The following is a 14,248-nucleotide window of genomic DNA, read 5'->3' as shown; positions in this document are numbered from 1 at the left end:
AGCTTGTCAATTATTATCGTAGCCAGTTGTTATCCCACACTTTATTTAAACAGTTTGTATAACTAAAAAAAACCACCATTTTATAGAGAGTTTCTCTATAAAATGGTGGTTTTTGACTGAGATGTGCCTCAAATAACTACATTTTTTACAGCACAACTACTTTTAAAATCCATAACTATTTTCTTGTTTTTTAATTTGATTGCTATATGTTTCTGAGATGACTTTTACATCCTCTGCATAACTTGCCAACCTCATGCGTATCGCATCACTATCGATTTTAGAGCCGTTGAAATCTGAGTCTTGTGCAAAAACATAATTAGACAGCGTATTTGCTTTCATAAAACTTAAAATTGGTTTTAACTGAAACTCCATTACTAAGAAATGTTTTGCTGTCCCAGCTGATACAAGAAACCCGACGGTTTTTTGATAAAAAGCACCCTCTGGTAATAAATCAAAAAGATTCTTCAAAGGTGCTGGAATAGCCGCTTGATAGGTAGGGACTCCTAAGATAATAACATCAGCAGCCATTATTTTTTGAAGCACCTCAAGCGTATCACCTTGATTATCTTGCCAGTTACGCCCATCACTAAAATTTATTTGTTGATTACGCAAGTCGATCAGCTCAATTCGGTCATTATCAAGAACTTGATTTTCTAAATACACGCTAAACGTATCAAGCATGGTCCGAGTTTTTTTGCCCACTATAGACCCATTTAATAAAAGATATTTCATGATTTAAGGCTTGTCCTCCGCTTTACTTCGGGTAATATTTTAGTCCCAATTATGTCTATATTCCGCTTGATGTTATCAATAGGGACACCGCCAAAATCTATTTGCGCCATATAACGTTGCATACCAAACTGTTCATGTTGGTGCACCAGTTTTTCGATAATCAACTCTGGATCACCAACATTAATGATACTGTCTGGATCTGTTGCTTGTGCAAAATTTTGTTTAGGGAAATCTTGTCCATTTGATAGCTTAAAACCAGAAGAAATGTGCGGGTAATATTCTTGTAGCGCTTGTTGTGTCGTTTGTGCCGTATAAAAGAATCCTGCTGTTGTGATAGGCAACGTTTTTGGATCATATCCATTTTGTTGCGCAGCATTTCTATAAAGGTCAATCGTGCGTTTATAATAAGAGGTAGGGCCGCTTAAATGTGCTAAGACCATCGGTGTGCCAGTGGATCCAGCAGCTATTGCACTGGATGCGGGGCCGCCAACAGCACGCCAAATTTGCAGATGATCACTTTCTGGTCGAGGCAACACACGAACGTTATTCAAGGGAGATCTGTACTTGCCATTCCAGGTGACATACTCCTCACGATTAAGTAACTGTAGTAATTCAAATTTTTCGTTAAATATATCCTCGTAATTTTGCAAATCTATCCCAAAAAGGTCGAATGCACCTACACGAGAAGCTCTCCCTCCGACTAGCTCAACCCGACCATCACTTAAGAGATCAAGCGTCGCAAAATCTTCCCAGATTCTAACCGGGTCATGGATACTAATTAATGAGGCAGCCGATACGAGTTTAATTTTCTTTGTCGCTTGAACAATTGACGCTAAAATCACACTTTGTGCCTGTGAGACAAAATACTCTTGATGGCTTTCTCCAAGATCAAAAACATCAATCCCTGCTTGTTCCGCCATTTTTGCAATTTCAATAAACTCATTGAGTCTTTGTTTTTCTGATAAAGAGTCATTATTATGCGGATTAGCCATTAAATCCCCAAGAGAGTAGATACCAAATTCAATCCCCTTTTTTGTATCAATCTTTTTAACAAAGTTATTTTGTATTGGCATAGTCATACATCCTTTTTTACCATTATAGTTTTATCGTATCGTTTTTAGTGCAGTACTCCAAGAAATAAGCTGTTCAAGAAGTTCTTTTATTTCAGAATCATGAAACGATGCCGGTTTAAAAATTGACATTTTTTCAAAATCTGTCATTAGAGACAAATTGACATTACGTTGTGTAGATGCGAGACCTAACTCGGCCACGATGACTCTTAAATTTTCTATTGAACGGGCAGCACCTACCCCACCGTATCCAACAAAAGCAACTGCCTTGTTTTTAAATTCAGGCTTTAAGAAATCTAATGCATTTTTAAATGCTCCCGTTACACCATGGTTATATTCAGCAGTGATGAATATATAGCCATCAAATGAGTCAATTTTTTCTGACCATCTTTGAATTTCTTTAGCTTGTTCAGAAGAGGTTTCGGCACCTAGGAATGGCAGGTCATAGCTAGCTAAGTCTACCAGCTCAAACGTAACTTTCTCTTTGTCACTAAATGCTTGTGACTTTTCAACTGCCCAATTAGCCACAGCTAACCCATTTCGTTCTTTACGTACACTACTCAGAATAATCCCGATTTTCAACATGTTATTACCACCTATTTCTAATTTTTTTTTACTACTGTTTATACTCAACAGTATAACATTGGCCATTCTCAAAGTAAAATAATTTGTTTACAAGTGTAAACGTTAAGTGAAAAGGGGGGTGAGGTAAATCTATGAATAGCTTAATTACGCATATTATACAGTGGTTGTATTGCAAAGTTGATCCAATGACAACGAAATTCAAATATTAACAGCCAGATCATGTGTTTATCAATAGCGTTTCATCTTATCCATATACCCAATTTAAGCAACTAAATAGGAAAACATAGTCTGTCTAAATACTCAGAATAGAGATAACTTGTTCTGAGGAAAAAATAGGACATATTTGAAAATTAGTATATCCACGTATGATTTTATGTTTAATCGCCTAATTATCAAGAGATCAGAAGTCCCTTTAACTTTGCATATGGCCAACTTTTTAGTCCTATAGTTTGTCCTATTTTGTAAAATAAAACAATTATTAGTAAATAATTACAGTTTGATTAACATTTTTTTTGTATATTGTTGTACAATAACCTTGTTAAATAATATATGAGGAGAAACATACTGATGGGAAACGCAACAAAAAAAGTAGCATTTATTACTGGCGCAGGACAAGGCATTGGAGAAGCAATCAGCTATCGATTGGCTACTGACGGGTTTCATGTAGCAGTTGCCGATTTCAATCTTGAAACAGCTACTGAAGTAGCAAAGGCGCTAAACAGCAAATTTGGTGATAACACAGCTATCCCAATTAAAGTCGATGTCTCAGACAGAGAAGGTGTCATGCAGGCAGTCGACGAAGCTGTCGCGCATTTTGGTGATTTGCATGTGATCGTCAATAATGCAGGCTTAGGACCACAAACACCAATTGAAACATTTACTTATGATGAGTATCGCAAAGTATATGATGTAAATGTAGGTGGGACTTATTGGGGTATACAAGCTGCAGTCAAATCATTTAAACAATTAGGACATGGCGGAAAAATCATTAATGCGTCTTCACAAGCAGGCCAAGTTGGGAATCCTGGATTAGCTGTCTATGGTGGGACTAAGTTTGCAATTAGAGGGATCACACAAACTGCTGCTAAAGACTTAGCACCTCTAGGCATCACAGTTAATGCCTTTTGTCCTGGTATCGTGAAGACACCTATGATGATGGGCATTGCTGAACAAACTGGTAAAGAAGCAGGAAAAGATACTGAATGGGGACTTAAACAATTCTCTCAAAACATCACTTTGGGTAGATTGTCAGAACCTTCAGATGTCGCAGCTTGTGTATCATATTTGGCAGGTAGCGATTCTGATTACATGACAGGTCAAGCACTTATCATCGATGGTGGTATGGTATTTAATTAATACTCGCATTTGGCTATTCACTTGTTATACACAAAATACCGTAGGGACAACCATCTCTACGGTATTTTTAATCCTGATACGGCGTCATTGCTGTTTGCCTCTTTTTGCGCTAAAATAGGAGGTATGATAACTAAAGAATTTGATACGATTGCTGCAATCTCGACACCACTTGGTGAGGGCGCTATCGGTATCGTCCGACTTTCTGGACAAGATGCGATTACGATCGCAGACAAGGTATTTACTGGAAAAAATCTGAGCTTATGCGATAGTCACACCTTGAACTATGGCCATATCAAAGAAGAAACACGCACGCTTGATGAAGTCATGGTGGGTGTTATGAAGGCACCAAAAACCTTCACGCGCGAAGATGTCGTTGAGATTAACACGCATGGTGGGATTGCTGTCATGAACGAAATCCTCCAACTCTTACTCCGGAATGGTGCAAGAATGGCTGAACCAGGCGAGTTTACAAAGCGTGCCTTCTTAAATGGTCGGATGGACCTATCACAGGCTGAGGCTGTCATGGATCTCATCCGTGCCAAAACCGATCAGGCGATGACGATTGCTGTCCAACAGCTAGATGGTAGTCTATCTACTTTGATCAACAATACACGACAAAATATTCTGGAAACACTGGCCCAAGTCGAGGTCAATATCGACTATCCTGAGTATGATGATGTTGAGGAACTCACAACAAAACTCTTGCGTGAAAAAACGGCCGATTTCAGAACACTGCTGGATAACTTATTAAAAACTGCTAAACGAGGTAAAATTCTTCGAGAAGGCTTATCCACGGCCATCATCGGTCGACCAAACGTCGGAAAATCAAGCCTACTTAATCACTTGCTACGTGAAGATAAGGCCATCGTTACTGATGTTGCGGGGACCACGCGCGATGTCATCGAAGAGTATGTAAATATTAACGGTGTTCCCTTGAAGCTTGTCGATACTGCTGGTATTCGTGAAACGGATGATATCGTCGAGAAGATTGGTGTAGAACGCTCTCATAAAGCGCTAAAAGAGGCTGATTTAGTCTTACTTGTCTTGAATGCAAATGAAGCGCTGACACCTCAGGATGAACAGTTGTTAACCCTCAGCGCAGATAGCAACCGAATCATCTTACTCAATAAAACAGACTTACCTGAAAAGATTGAGCTGGACAGCTTACCAGAAGGTGTCATCAAGATTTCGGTACTAGAGGATACCAACATCGATAAGATAGAGGATAAGATAAATGACCTCTTCTTTGAAAATGCTGGCCTTGTTGAGCAAGATGCCACCTACCTCTCAAATTCTCGCCATATCGCCTTGATTGAGCAAGCACTGGAGGCGCTAGATGCTGTAAATACTGGTCTTGATAACGGGATGCCTGTCGATCTTGTTCAAGTTGATATGACCCGTACTTGGGAAATTCTTGGTGAAATCACTGGAGATGCTGCACCGGATGAATTAATCACCCAATTATTTAGCCAATTCTGTCTTGGAAAATAAGTCTAAAAAAAAGCAAAGTAGACGCTCTATCAGTCTACTTTGCTTTTTTGCATCTGTTTGGTAATACACGTTAAGATAACCTCAGCGTGCAAGAAGTACATACTTAAGCAATCATGGCAGTCAACTTCTTGGCACCAAAAAGCAAGCCAACTGCAAATAAAATGGGTACTGCCGCATAGATACCGAAATAAAGTGTCGTATGCTTCAGATAAAAGCCTGATAAACTGGCATTGATCCCTTGACCAACTGAATTAGATAAAAACCAGATAGCCATCATCTGTGACTCAAATGCTTTTGGTGCTAATCGATTGGTTACTGCCAGTGAAATTGGTGAAATTAATACTTCACCAAAGGCGACAACGGTTAGAGATAGGACAATCCAGTTTGCTGAGAACCCACGTCCAGTCATAGCAGGTTGTAGCAAGAGTAAATAACTCACCCCAACTAAGGCAATCCCAATCGCATACCGTTGAAACAAGTTGGGTAACTTGTCTGCAAACATCTTATAAACGACTGCCATAGCTGCTGTACCAAATACGACGACAAACGGATTGACGGATTGGATCATGGCATCTGCAATTTTAAGGCCGATAAAATGATGGTCAGACCGCGTCACAAACTCTGCCACAATCGTGCCGCCCCCTTCTTCTACAGCCCAAAGTGCAACCCCTGATAGAAAGATAGGGATATAAGCGACAACCTTACGTTTTTCAGGAGACGTAACAAGCTTACTGCTTAAAATATGTGTAAAATAGTAAATCGTTAGCAAGACTGCTGCAACTGTGACCACCTTTGAAAGGGACTGAACAGAAAACGTATGCGTCATGACACTTGCGAAAAATGCGCCGCCAATTAGTAGACACAGGCCAATAATTGTCCAACATACTTTGCCCCGCTCTGCTTTTGAAATCGGATTCGGAGCAGAAACATCGATTTGATGTCTCAAGTATCTAGCATATCCCCAAGTATAGATAGCGAGACCGAGACCCATTACAATCGCGGCAGCTGAAAAAGCAACGTGGAAACCGTAGCGAATTTGTAAGGCGGAAACCAAAGCTGGTGATAGAAAACTACCTATATTGATGGCGACATAAAAGATTGAAAAGGCGACATCAGCATCTTTTTCATCCTTGACCACACTACCGACTAAAGTAGACACATTAGGTTTTAGCATCCCTGTGCCAATAATCAATAGGGCAAGTGAGATCAGTAAACTGATTTCACCAAAAGGTAGCGAAAGGACAATATGACCCGCTAAAATAAAGACACCACCAATAATCACAATCTTTGAAGCCCCAAAGATTCTGTCTGATAGCCACCCACCTAAAATGGTTGACATATAAATAAGTGCCCCATATAAAGAAGAAATTGCGACACCATCAGCCCGTGGTAGCCCTAGTCCACCTTGTGCTGCTGTATTAATAATATAGTAAAGTAGAATGGCTTTCATGCCATAATATGAGAAACGCTCGGCAAATTCCGTCCCTAAAATAGTTGGAAATCCTTTGGCGAGGCCAAATAGGCCTTTTTGCTGTTCCTCATCTTCTGCTGCTATCATGGAAAATCTCCCTTAAATTTTTTAAGTGTACCAATACGCAACAAGTAACTTGTCCCTTAGCACAACTTGATTTTTTTTAAAAAAATAAACTCAAAAAACGCCCACTTACAAGGACTATCTATAATCATTTTTCATTTCAAATTTCGCTCTAATGAAAATAACATATAAATCTTTTTATAATTTTTTTCAAATCAACATTTATTCTATCATAACTAAAGACACTTGGCAACTCTCACTTAACGATAAACACAATAGCATAGAAGAGCCCACTATTCTAGTAAAAAAGTAGATAAAAAAACACCTGGATGGCGTTCTCTTATGCTTTATCCGACCGTTTTTCTAGATATTTGAAAACAGCCTCAAACCCCTTCTTAAACAAATTGGGATGTGATCTTGCTAGCCAAACTAATGTGCGATCACTCAGGCTATGAAAGTAACGCCGTTTTACCCGTTTATCCGTTGTAGCCGTATAAAAGAGTGCTGCTAGGCTTTCTGAGCTTGCACCGATGGCATGGGCGTTTGTGCTTAATAATCCACCAACTCGGTCCAGTAAGGGTGTATAGACTGAAGCTGATTTTAAGTTTTTCTTAGCATTAGCCATCGCGATATCACCCCATCCTGATCGTGTCAAGCCTGGTTGGACTGTAATCGACCGCACACCAAATTGTCTGACTTCCATATCAAGAGAGTCACTCCAATGCTGCAGTGCTGCTTTCGTTGCATGATAGTAGGCACCCAAGGGCATGTAGACATCTCCCCCAATAGAGGAGACATTGATAATCCTACCCGATCCTTGCTGTCTCATAATCGGTAACACTAATTGGGCGAGATCAGCGGCGCCAAAAAAGTTAGTTTCAAACTGGTTTCTAGCATTGTCAAGCGGTATATCTTCAACGGGACCATATTCTCCGTAGCCAGCATTATTAATTAGCACATCAATACGGCCGGCTTCGGCTAAAATCGTCTGGATGAATGCCTTATTTGAGCTATGATCCGTTACATCTAGTGATAAGGCATGGACATTAGGTGTTATCGGGATTTTCTCCACACGTCTAGCACCACCATAAACTAGCCAGTCATTGGCTGCAAACAGCTTAGCTGCTTCAAATCCCATCCCATTACTTGCACCAGTAATCGCGACTACTTTTTTCATCATCATTCCTTTCAGTCAAAGACATCATCTTCTGTTAAACTTGCAACAAGCAGTTGATTTTCAGGTTTTTCAGACCACTGAGGATCTTGAAAAATCGCGACTGCTTCCTCACGCGCAACCTCCAAAATCGGATAGTCGTTAACGATATCTGCCACAGAGAACTCTGGGAGACCAGATTGTCGTGTCCCAAAAATCTCTCCACTGCCCCGCATCTTCAAGTCTTCTTCAGCTAAAACAAAGCCATTTTGCGTTTCTGTCATGATTTGCATGCGACGCTTACCACCATCAGATTTGGGATTCGCTACCAAGATGGTATAAGATTTTTTTTCACCACGGCCGACACGACCACGTAATTGATGCAGCTGTGATAGGCCAAAGCGATCAGCATCCATGATGACCATAATCGTTGCGTTGGGCACATTAACACCGACCTCGATAACTGTTGTTGAGACTAAAACATCATATTTTTTCGCCTTGAAATCTAACATAATCTGATCTTTTTCAGTGTTTTTTAATCTACCATGCAGTAAGGCAACACGTGCTTTATCACCGAAAAATGCTGTTAACTCCTCAAATAGATCCGTTGCATTCTTTAAGTCCATCATCTCACTTTCTTCGATAAGCGGTGAGATAAAGTAAACTTGAGCACCCTTGCGCACTTCATCAGCAACCCAAGGTAAAATACTAGGTGTCAGCTGTTCATGCTTGACCCAACGTGTCGTGATCGGTTTTCTACCTGCAGGTAATTCGTTGATAATCGAAACATCCATATCCCCAAATGCTGTGATGGCAAGCGTTCTTGGAATTGGCGTTGCCGTCATCATCAAGACATCCGGGTTCTGTCCTTTCTCACGAAAAACACGCCGCTGTTTGACACCAAAGCGATGCTGTTCATCCGTGATGACAAGCCCAAGTGACTGATAATTGACTGCGTCCTGGATCAGGGCATGTGTCCCTGTGACCATCTGAATTGACCCGTCCTCAAGACCAGCTAATAACAGGCGACGTTCCGCTGTTTTCATGCCCCCTGTTAAGAGACCTACTGAGAGCTCAGGAAAGAGCTCCTGCAAGCTTTCATAGTGTTGATTAGCTAATATTTCAGTCGGTACCATTAAGGCCGCTTGAAAGCCCGCCTGAACAGCCGCATACATGGCCAAACTCGCAACGACCGTCTTACCACTTCCGACATCACCTTGTAGCAAGCGATTCATATGATAGGGACTTGCCATGTCATCTAGAATTTCTCTTAACGACTGACTTTGAGCGCCTGTTAATGCGAAAGGAAGACCACTCATTTTAGCCGTAAGTAGCTGCTCATTGATTTTGATCGTCAAGCCAAAGGCAAGCGCCTTATCTTTTAAACGAAGGGCTTGTAGTTTCAGCTGAAAATAAAACAACTCTTCAAACTTCATCCGACGCAATGCCTGATGATGGGCTGCTTCATCTATTGGAAAATGCATATCATGTACAGCAGTCTTTCGATCAATTAATCTATATTTTTGCAGTAATGACTCTGGTAGATTTTCAGTGATCAACTCACCCACACCTGCATCAAAAACAGTTTGTAAAAGTGTGACTAAGGCTGATTGTTTGATCCCTTGCATGACATGATAGACGGGCTGAAAACTATTTTCTACTTGTGCTAAAATTTTCATACCAGTGATGCTCATCTTTTTAGCATCCCATTTACCATAGATTGCAATCTCAGCATCTAACTCAACCTTACTTTGGAGATAAGGCTGATTAAAAAAGCTAACTGAAATAACCGCTTCACCTTGCTTGATTTTAAAGACTAAGCGATTTCGTCGTGCACCATAGTAACTAACATTTGCAGGTGTGACTACCGTTCCGACAATAGTCGTCTTTTCACCATCTAGTAACTCAAATATTGGCTTTGCTGCAAAGTCATCATAGCGAAACGGAAAATAAGTCAATAAGTCAGACACAGTAAAAATACCCAGCTGCTGATATCGCTCGGCGGATTTTGGTCCTACACCTTTCAAAAATTGGATCGAGTCTGTGAGATTCATAGCTTAATTATACCATTTTCTAAGCAACAACTCTTTGCTGATAACTATGTATCATCTTTACAAGATAAGGTAAGCTAGCACTGCCATCGTATTGCTTCAAGTGAGCAAACAAAAAAGACAGTGAAACACGTCTTCTCTCTATTAGTTGTCCTTACGTTAATAGCTTATAGCATCGAAAAATAAATGGCATAAACGTAACTCATTGCAATGACTAGTAAGGTCAAAACACCTAACAAAACCAGCTCAGCAGCCATGATTCTGAACGGATTTGTCTCATGTGCATGGATAAATTTTTTGGCAGATAACATCAAACAAATAAAGAGCGATACTGGCAGTATGAAAAGTATTTCTTTTCTCCCCCAGCTATCCACCTTAAATGATGATCCCCAATGTACGGGAATGACGTTCGGCAGTTTAATATATAAATAAATCGTAGTACATAGAAACCCGATTCCTAAAACCAGAAATAGATAACACATTTTTGAATAGATATGATCGACAAACAATGCAACTTTCATCATTTTCACCTCATCTGCTTTCTAGTCATCCGAATAAAGCAGACTATCCTGAAAAATGCCAGTTCCCCATATCTCTCGCTCAGATAAACTGGTCTCGATTAACTCAATCGGTTGGCTGTTAATGAGGACCATGGCACACTGATAACCAGAAAAAGGCGTATATAGTGGCATGATCACCTCTTTATTAGCCAGTGCTTCCTTTATATTAGCTACCTTAAAAGCAACATGAGCTTCTTGCTGAATTCGTTCGTCAAGAGGTGAGCTCTCACCAAAAGCATGTAACTGAATCGGTAAGGATAACTCATTTAAGATATCCAGGGTATACATATCATATAAAGTACTATAGCGGGTAGCTGGATTATCTTTTATCTCTGATAAGGCAACTGGCTTGCCAATGTGATGAAAGCTTAGTCTATCATTCATGTCTATTATTCTGCTCCTAAAAATCTAGATACTTATTCACTTTATTATACTATTCTATTTCCTTAAAGCAAAAATATACCAAATAAAAAAAGAGACCATCACGGTCCCTTTTCTCTATGGTAGGTATGAAGCTTATTGGCCGTATAATTCTTGCAGTGGTTTAAAGATAATATCTTGTAGATCACCTGTGATCGTTTGTAGTGCTTGCTCTTTCGTCAAAAGCTCAGCCATAACAGCATTATCTTGCAAGCTCATGAATAATTCTTGAGCTTCTTTTTGCTCTGATTCTTCCTGAAGTTGACCAGCTTGCATCTTCATTTGGACAGCCATAAATTTAGTATATAGGTCACTCGCAACTTCATCTGCTTTTACATCTGAAAGTGCAGCAACAACTGCTTGATATTCTGGTAAAGCGCGTAATTCACGTTCGAGTTGGTTCATCGTGTCATAGATATTCATTTTTTCTCCTTTGTAATCAATTATCCTTGATTATGCTTATCATACAATTTGTGCCTCATGTGGCCAACACTTTTATTTTAACAAACTATAGCCGATTAAGCCAGAAAATAGATAGGCATTAGCCAGTTATGCTTTTTTGACAACCGATCCTTTAAGACCCATTGCACCAAAGCCATCTATCTTAGCATCAATAAAATGACCATTTTTACCGTTTTCATTGAGTCTAATATTTTTAGCCTTAGTTCCTTTTTTGATTGGTTTAGGCATCCCTTTGACAGCAAGATCTTGAATGATAATCACATCATCTCCATCTGCTAAGGCAATACCAACAGAATCCACTACAGAGAATTTTTCAGTAGCAGTAGCAGCTGTAATATCTGAAGCTGTAAACTCATTACCACACTCAGAGCAACCAAAGGTTGTATCTGATAACTCATAAGTAAACTCGCTTCCACAGGTAACGCATTTTGGTGTTTCCATCATAATCTCCAATTCATTTTCTTACATCTTACCATAAAAAATAGCAAGAAAAAAACAGAGGAGCTAAGCTTCTCTGTTTTCGACGTTAAATAACAGAATTATTTAGCGAGTTTAGCGAAGTATTCAAGTGTACGAACAAGGTTAGATGTGTAAGACATTTCGTTGTCATACCATGCAACTGTTTTAACTAATTGAACGCCGTTAGCTTCAGTAACTTCAGTTTGAGTAGCATCAAAAAGTGAAGAGTTAGAGATACCTACGATATCAGATGAAACGATTTCATCTTCGTTGTAACCGTAAGATTCGTTAGCGACAGCTTTCATAGCAGCGTTAACTTCTTCAACTGTAACTTTTTTGTCAAGAACAGTAACAAGTTCTGTTAATGAACCAGTTGGAACTGGTACACGTTGTGCATGACCTTGAAGTTTACCGTTTAATTCTGGTAATACAAGACCGATAGCTTTAGCAGCACCAGTTGTATTAGGTGTGATGTTTTCAGCTGCAGCACGTGCGCGACGGAAATCTCCACCACGGTGAGGACCATCAAGTGTCATTTGGTCACCAGTATAACCGTGGATAGTTGTCATAGTACCAACTTTAAGACCAAAGTTTTTATTCAAAGCATCAGCCATTGGTGCAAGACAGTTAGTTGTACATGAAGCACCAGAGATAACTGTTTCTTCACCAGTCAAGATTTCGTGGTTAGTGTTGAAAACGATTGTTTTAACATCATTTCCACCAGGTGCAGTAATAACAACTTGTTTAGCACCTTTAGCGTGTAAATGCAATTCAGCTTTTTCTTTAGTTGCGAAGAAACCAGTTGCTTCAAGAACGATTTGTGCGTCATCTTCAGCCCAGTTGATGTTAGCTGGGTTAGATTCTGCTGTAACTTTAACGAATTTACCGTTAACTTCAAATCCGCCTTCTTTAACTTCAACTTTACCGTCAAAGCGACCTTGAGTTGTGTCATATTTCAACAAGTGAGCAAGCATTGCTGGATCTGTAAGATCGTTGATTGCAACTACTTCAACACCTTCAACGTTTTGAATACGACGAAAAGCAAGACGACCGATACGGCCAAAACCGTTAATACCAACTTTAACTACCATTTTGTAGTAATCCTCCTATGGAAACAAAAACTTTTAATTTAAATGCCTAAGCATTTATAACAACTGAAAGTTAACTATTTAACTTACAATATAATGATACCTTTTTTATCTCACTTTTGCAAGGAGAAACGCTATATTTACGACACTTTGTACTGTAACAGTTTAAATAATACCTACAAAAAATTGACTAATAAAGATAAATAAAAAACTGTACTAGATTACTTTTTAAATAATCTAGCAAAAAAACCTTTTGATTTTTCATCAGCCAATTCAATCAAAGACTGTTCCCGCTCAGTCAAAGCCTTAGCTGTCAATTGTTGTTGCTGATCTAGTTGCTTATCTTTCTCTGCAATTTGACCATCTTTTATCGTAATCTGCTCAGATAGTCTTGCTATCTCCAAATTCTTGTCAGCTAATAATTGATTAATTAACTTATCAAAGTCTACTTGATCAGTATGATGATCTGCTTCAAGATCAGTTTCTACTGCAAGAATCTTTTTACCGTAGTGTTGTTCCAATATCTCAATGCCTGCTTCATTAACGACTGTTACACCACGATCATTCTTACTAAGATATTCCTCAGCAAGTTTTTTGACACGGTTATTAATGGCCTGACGTGTTACACCAAATGCTTCAGCCAGCTCAGTTACAGTATTGCTTGTCATATTCATCTCTCCATATATCATTTATACTTAATATTGAATCATTTATACCCATTATATCATATCCTAATGCCTTAATGAAAAACATTGCAAATCTAACATAAAGCTTATGATGAATAAAAAAAAAGACTTACGTCTCAATTAATCGAATTTGCATGTATACCGGCGGCCGGGGTCGAACCGGCACGTCCGTGAAGACACTGGATTTTGAGTCCAGCGCGTCTGCCAATTCCGCCACGCCGGCAAATTCATATTATATGGAAAAAACCACTAAACTGGGGTAGCTGGATTCGAACCAACGCATGAGGGAGTCAAAGTCCCTTGCCTTACCGCTTGGCTATACCCCAAAAAATGAATCAAAGGCGGTCGACGGGAATCGAACCCGCGAGTGTCAGCGCCACAAGCTGATGTGTTAACCACTTCACCACGACCGCCATAAATTGTGAAACACGGGCAGCAGGAATTGAACCCACACCAAAGGTTTTGGAGACCTTTGTTCTACCTTTAAACTATGCCCGCAAAGGTAATATGGAAGGGGAGGGATTCGAACCCCCGAACCCGAAGGAGCGGATTTACAGTCCGCCGCGTTTAGCCACTTCGCTACCCTTCCAAATTATACAAT

General features: G+C 39.7%; 14 protein-coding genes and 5 tRNA genes. 2 read left to right on the top strand and 17 right to left on the bottom strand.

The genetic code is table 11. The annotated features are described in order from the left end of the window. Window positions 1-162: 162 nt before the first annotated feature. From RU86_RS09985 to RU86_RS09975, 3 genes are read right to left on the bottom strand one after another with little or no spacing between them, the layout of a single operon-like run. Window positions 163-732 (bottom strand): NADPH-dependent FMN reductase, encoded by a 570-nt coding sequence (locus RU86_RS09985; RefSeq protein ID WP_096815172.1) that lies wholly within the window; start codon window positions 730-732, stop codon window positions 163-165. After that, a complete protein-coding gene (locus tag RU86_RS09980; RefSeq protein WP_096815171.1) occupies window positions 729-1,805 on the bottom strand; it encodes an LLM class flavin-dependent oxidoreductase in 1,077 nt (358 codons plus the stop codon). Before RU86_RS09980 ends, RU86_RS09985 begins: the two co-directional genes overlap by 4 nt. 30 nt (window positions 1,806-1,835) lie before the next feature. Continuing rightward, window positions 1,836-2,387 carry an NADPH-dependent FMN reductase gene (locus RU86_RS09975; protein ID WP_096815170.1) on the bottom strand — a complete coding sequence of 184 codons (552 nt, stop codon included), beginning with the start codon at window positions 2,385-2,387 and terminating at the stop codon, window positions 1,836-1,838. Between the two features lie 567 nt (window positions 2,388-2,954). Here RU86_RS09975 and RU86_RS09970 point away from each other — a divergent pair. Together RU86_RS09970 and mnmE are read left to right on the top strand one after the other, a co-directional pair. Then, window positions 2,955-3,743, top strand: a complete 789-nt coding sequence (locus RU86_RS09970) for a (S)-acetoin forming diacetyl reductase (RefSeq protein ID WP_096815169.1) — start codon at window positions 2,955-2,957, stop codon at window positions 3,741-3,743. A gap of 123 nt (window positions 3,744-3,866) precedes the next feature. Next, window positions 3,867-5,234, top strand: coding sequence for a tRNA uridine-5-carboxymethylaminomethyl(34) synthesis GTPase MnmE (gene mnmE, locus RU86_RS09965; protein WP_096815168.1), 1,368 nt, complete (start codon window positions 3,867-3,869; stop codon window positions 5,232-5,234). Between the two features lie 103 nt (window positions 5,235-5,337). On the opposite strand, the gene RU86_RS09960 is transcribed toward mnmE, so the two are convergent. The 14 genes from RU86_RS09960 to RU86_RS09895 form a co-directional block, all read right to left on the bottom strand. Next, on the bottom strand, window positions 5,338-6,792 hold the full coding sequence (locus RU86_RS09960; protein ID WP_096815167.1) for a peptide MFS transporter: 1,455 nt from the start codon (window positions 6,790-6,792) through the stop codon (window positions 5,338-5,340). Window positions 6,793-7,108: 316 nt separating this feature from the next. Then, window positions 7,109-7,948, bottom strand: a complete 840-nt coding sequence (locus tag RU86_RS09955) for an SDR family NAD(P)-dependent oxidoreductase (protein ID WP_096815166.1) — start codon at window positions 7,946-7,948, stop codon at window positions 7,109-7,111. 8 nt (window positions 7,949-7,956) lie between these two features. Continuing rightward, the gene (recG, locus tag RU86_RS09950; protein ID WP_096815165.1) at window positions 7,957-9,975 is read right to left on the bottom strand and encodes an ATP-dependent DNA helicase RecG; all 2,019 of its coding nucleotides are present in this window, start codon (window positions 9,973-9,975) and stop codon (window positions 7,957-7,959) included. Between the two features lie 164 nt (window positions 9,976-10,139). Further along, the gene (locus tag RU86_RS09945) at window positions 10,140-10,496 is read right to left on the bottom strand and encodes a DUF1648 domain-containing protein (RefSeq protein ID WP_096815164.1); all 357 of its coding nucleotides are present in this window, start codon (window positions 10,494-10,496) and stop codon (window positions 10,140-10,142) included. A gap of 18 nt (window positions 10,497-10,514) precedes the next feature. Beyond that, window positions 10,515-10,916, bottom strand: a complete 402-nt coding sequence (locus RU86_RS09940) for a hypothetical protein (RefSeq protein WP_179296272.1) — start codon at window positions 10,914-10,916, stop codon at window positions 10,515-10,517. A 132-nt stretch (window positions 10,917-11,048) separates the two neighbouring features. Beyond that, entirely contained in the window at window positions 11,049-11,375 is a 327-nt protein-coding gene (locus RU86_RS09935; RefSeq protein ID WP_096815162.1) for a YlbF family regulator, read from the bottom strand. 126 nt (window positions 11,376-11,501) lie between these two features. Continuing rightward, window positions 11,502-11,855, bottom strand: coding sequence for a zinc ribbon domain-containing protein YjdM (locus tag RU86_RS09930; RefSeq protein WP_096815161.1), 354 nt, complete (start codon window positions 11,853-11,855; stop codon window positions 11,502-11,504). A 98-nt stretch (window positions 11,856-11,953) separates the two neighbouring features. Continuing rightward, window positions 11,954-12,964 (bottom strand): type I glyceraldehyde-3-phosphate dehydrogenase, encoded by a 1,011-nt coding sequence (gene gap, locus RU86_RS09925; RefSeq protein WP_079504733.1) that lies wholly within the window; start codon window positions 12,962-12,964, stop codon window positions 11,954-11,956. Window positions 12,965-13,182: 218 nt separating this feature from the next. Next, complete coding sequence (locus RU86_RS09920; RefSeq protein WP_245810517.1) at window positions 13,183-13,635, bottom strand: DUF536 domain-containing protein; 453 nt, start codon at window positions 13,633-13,635, stop codon at window positions 13,183-13,185. 151 nt (window positions 13,636-13,786) lie between these two features. After that, window positions 13,787-13,870, bottom strand: a tRNA-Leu gene (locus RU86_RS09915). Between the two features lie 31 nt (window positions 13,871-13,901). Continuing rightward, window positions 13,902-13,973 (bottom strand) — tRNA-Gln (locus tag RU86_RS09910). Between the two features lie 14 nt (window positions 13,974-13,987). Then, a tRNA-His gene (locus tag RU86_RS09905) sits at window positions 13,988-14,060 on the bottom strand. A 14-nt stretch (window positions 14,061-14,074) separates the two neighbouring features. Next, window positions 14,075-14,145 (bottom strand) — tRNA-Trp (locus tag RU86_RS09900). A gap of 10 nt (window positions 14,146-14,155) precedes the next feature. Next, window positions 14,156-14,236: transfer RNA gene (locus RU86_RS09895), tRNA-Tyr, on the bottom strand. Window positions 14,237-14,248: the final 12 nt, after the last annotated feature.

This window comes from Pseudolactococcus piscium (assembly GCF_002441695.1).
Taxonomy (GTDB): domain Bacteria; phylum Bacillota; class Bacilli; order Lactobacillales; family Streptococcaceae; genus Pseudolactococcus; species Pseudolactococcus piscium.
Note: the sequence above shows the minus strand (reverse complement) of the source record. Positions and strands in the feature narration are given on the sequence as shown.